General features: G+C 52.7%; 2 rRNA genes. Both read right to left on the bottom strand.

The window, feature by feature from the left end:
• Nucleotides 1–7: 7 nt before the first annotated feature.
• Nucleotides 8–123: ribosomal RNA gene (gene rrf, locus C0K55_RS25390) — 5S ribosomal RNA — on the bottom strand.
• A gap of 94 nt (nucleotides 124–217) precedes the next feature.
• Nucleotides 218–3,122: ribosomal RNA gene (locus C0K55_RS25395) — 23S ribosomal RNA — on the bottom strand.
• Nucleotides 3,123–3,240: the final 118 nt, after the last annotated feature.

Raw genomic sequence — 3,240 nt, forward strand, 5'->3', positions numbered from 1 at the left:
ATTTGATGCCTGGCAGTTCCCTACTCTCGCATGGGGAGGCCCCACACTACCATCGGCGCTACGGCGTTTCACTTCTGAGTTCGGCATGGGGTCAGGTGGGACCACCGCGCTATCTCCGCCAGGCAAATTCTGTTTATTAACCCGCTTATCGCCGGCTAATCTAATCTGTATCAGGCTGAAAATCTTCTCTCATCCGCCAAAACATCTTCGGCGTTGTAAGGTTAAGCCTCACGGTTCATTAGTACCGGTTAGCTCAACGCATCGCTGCGCTTACACACCCGGCCTATCAACGTCGTCGTCTTCAACGTTCCTTCAGGAGACTTAAAGTCTCAGGGAGAACTCATCTCGGGGCAAGTTTCGTGCTTAGATGCTTTCAGCACTTATCTCTTCCGCATTTAGCTACCGGGCAGTGCCATTGGCATGACAACCCGAACACCAGTGATGCGTCCACTCCGGTCCTCTCGTACTAGGAGCAGCCCCCCTCAGTTCTCCAGCGCCCACGGCAGATAGGGACCGAACTGTCTCACGACGTTCTAAACCCAGCTCGCGTACCACTTTAAATGGCGAACAGCCATACCCTTGGGACCTACTTCAGCCCCAGGATGTGATGAGCCGACATCGAGGTGCCAAACACCGCCGTCGATATGAACTCTTGGGCGGTATCAGCCTGTTATCCCCGGAGTACCTTTTATCCGTTGAGCGATGGCCCTTCCATTCAGAACCACCGGATCACTATGACCTGCTTTCGCACCTGCTCGCGCCGTCACGCTCGCAGTCAAGCTGGCTTATGCCATTGCACTAACCTCCTGATGTCCGACCAGGATTAGCCAACCTTCGTGCTCCTCCGTTACTCTTTAGGAGGAGACCGCCCCAGTCAAACTACCCACCAGACACTGTCCGCAACCCGGATCACGGGTCCACGTTAGAACATCAAACATTAAAGGGTGGTATTTCAAGGTCGGCTCCATGCAGACTGGCGTCCACACTTCTAAGCCTCCCACCTATCCTACACATCAAGGCTCAATGTTCAGTGTCAAGCTATAGTAAAGGTTCACGGGGTCTTTCCGTCTTGCCGCGGGTACACTGCATCTTCACAGCGAGTTCAATTTCACTGAGTCTCGGGTGGAGACAGCCTGGCCATCATTACGCCATTCGTGCAGGTCGGAACTTACCCGACAAGGAATTTCGCTACCTTAGGACCGTTATAGTTACGGCCGCCGTTTACCGGGGCTTCGATCAAGAGCTTCGCCTTGCGGCTGACCCCATCAATTAACCTTCCGGCACCGGGCAGGCGTCACACCGTATACGTCCACTTTCGTGTTTGCACAGTGCTGTGTTTTTAATAAACAGTTGCAGCCAGCTGGTATCTTCGACTGATTTCAGCTCCACGAGCAGGTCGCTTCACCTACATATCAGCGTGCCTTCTCCCGAAGTTACGGCACCATTTTGCCTAGTTCCTTCACCCGAGTTCTCTCAAGCGCCTTGGTATTCTCTACCTGACCACCTGTGTCGGTTTGGGGTACGATTTGATGTTACCTGATGCTTAGAGGCTTTTCCTGGAAGCAGGGCATTTGTTGCTTCAGCACCGTAGTGCCTCGTCATCACGCCTCAGCCTTGATTCTCCGGATTTGCCTGGAAAATCAGCCTACACGCTTAAACCGGGACAACCGTCGCCCGGCCAACATAGCCTTCTCCGTCCCCCCTTCGCAGTAACACCAAGTACAGGAATATTAACCTGTTTCCCATCGACTACGCCTTTCGGCCTCGCCTTAGGGGTCGACTCACCCTGCCCCGATTAACGTTGGACAGGAACCCTTGGTCTTCCGGCGAGCGGGCTTTTCACCCGCTTTATCGTTACTTATGTCAGCATTCGCACTTCTGATACCTCCAGCAACCCTCACAGGCCACCTTCAACGGCTTACAGAACGCTCCCCTACCCAACAACACATAGTGTCGCTGCCGCAGCTTCGGTGCATGGTTTAGCCCCGTTACATCTTCCGCGCAGGCCGACTCGACCAGTGAGCTATTACGCTTTCTTTAAATGATGGCTGCTTCTAAGCCAACATCCTGGCTGTCTGGGCCTTCCCACATCGTTTCCCACTTAACCATGACTTTGGGACCTTAGCTGGCGGTCTGGGTTGTTTCCCTCTTCACGACGGACGTTAGCACCCGCCGTGTGTCTCCCGTGATAACATTCTCCGGTATTCGCAGTTTGCATCGGGTTGGTAAGTCGGGATGACCCCCTTGCCGAAACAGTGCTCTACCCCCGGAGATGAATTCACGAGGCGCTACCTAAATAGCTTTCGGGGAGAACCAGCTATCTCCCGGTTTGATTGGCCTTTCACCCCCAGCCACAAGTCATCCGCTAATTTTTCAACATTAGTCGGTTCGGTCCTCCAGTTAGTGTTACCCAACCTTCAACCTGCCCATGGCTAGATCACCGGGTTTCGGGTCTATACCCTGCAACTTAACGCCCAGTTAAGACTCGGTTTCCCTTCGGCTCCCCTATTCGGTTAACCTTGCTACAGAATATAAGTCGCTGACCCATTATACAAAAGGTACGCAGTCACCCCATTAAAGAGGCTCCCACTGCTTGTACGTACACGGTTTCAGGTTCTTTTTCACTCCCCTCGCCGGGGTTCTTTTCGCCTTTCCCTCACGGTACTGGTTCACTATCGGTCAGTCAGGAGTATTTAGCCTTGGAGGATGGTCCCCCCATATTCAGACAGGATACCACGTGTCCCGCCCTACTCATCGAGCTCACAGCATGTGCATTTTTGTGTACGGGGCTGTCACCCTGTATCGCACGCCTTTCCAGACGCTTCCACTAACACACATACTGATTCAGGCTCTGGGCTGCTCCCCGTTCGCTCGCCGCTACTGGGGGAATCTCGGTTGATTTCTTTTCCTCGGGGTACTTAGATGTTTCAGTTCCCCCGGTTCGCCTCATTAACCTATGGATTCAGTTAATGATAGTGTGACGAATCACACTGGGTTTCCCCATTCGGAAATCGCCGGTTATAACGGTTCATATCACCTTACCGACGCTTATCGCAGATTAGCACGTCCTTCATCGCCTCTGACTGCCAGGGCATCCACCGTGTACGCTTAGTCGCTTAACCTCACAACCCGAAGATGTTTCGTAAAACACCATCGTGTTGCGAAAATTTGAGAGACTCACGAACAACTTTCGTTGTTCAGTGTTTCAATTTTCAGCTTGATCCAGATTTTTAAAGAGCA

Source organism: Escherichia sp. MOD1-EC6098 (assembly GCF_002965865.1).
Taxonomy (GTDB): Bacteria; Pseudomonadota; Gammaproteobacteria; order Enterobacterales; family Enterobacteriaceae; genus Escherichia; species Escherichia marmotae.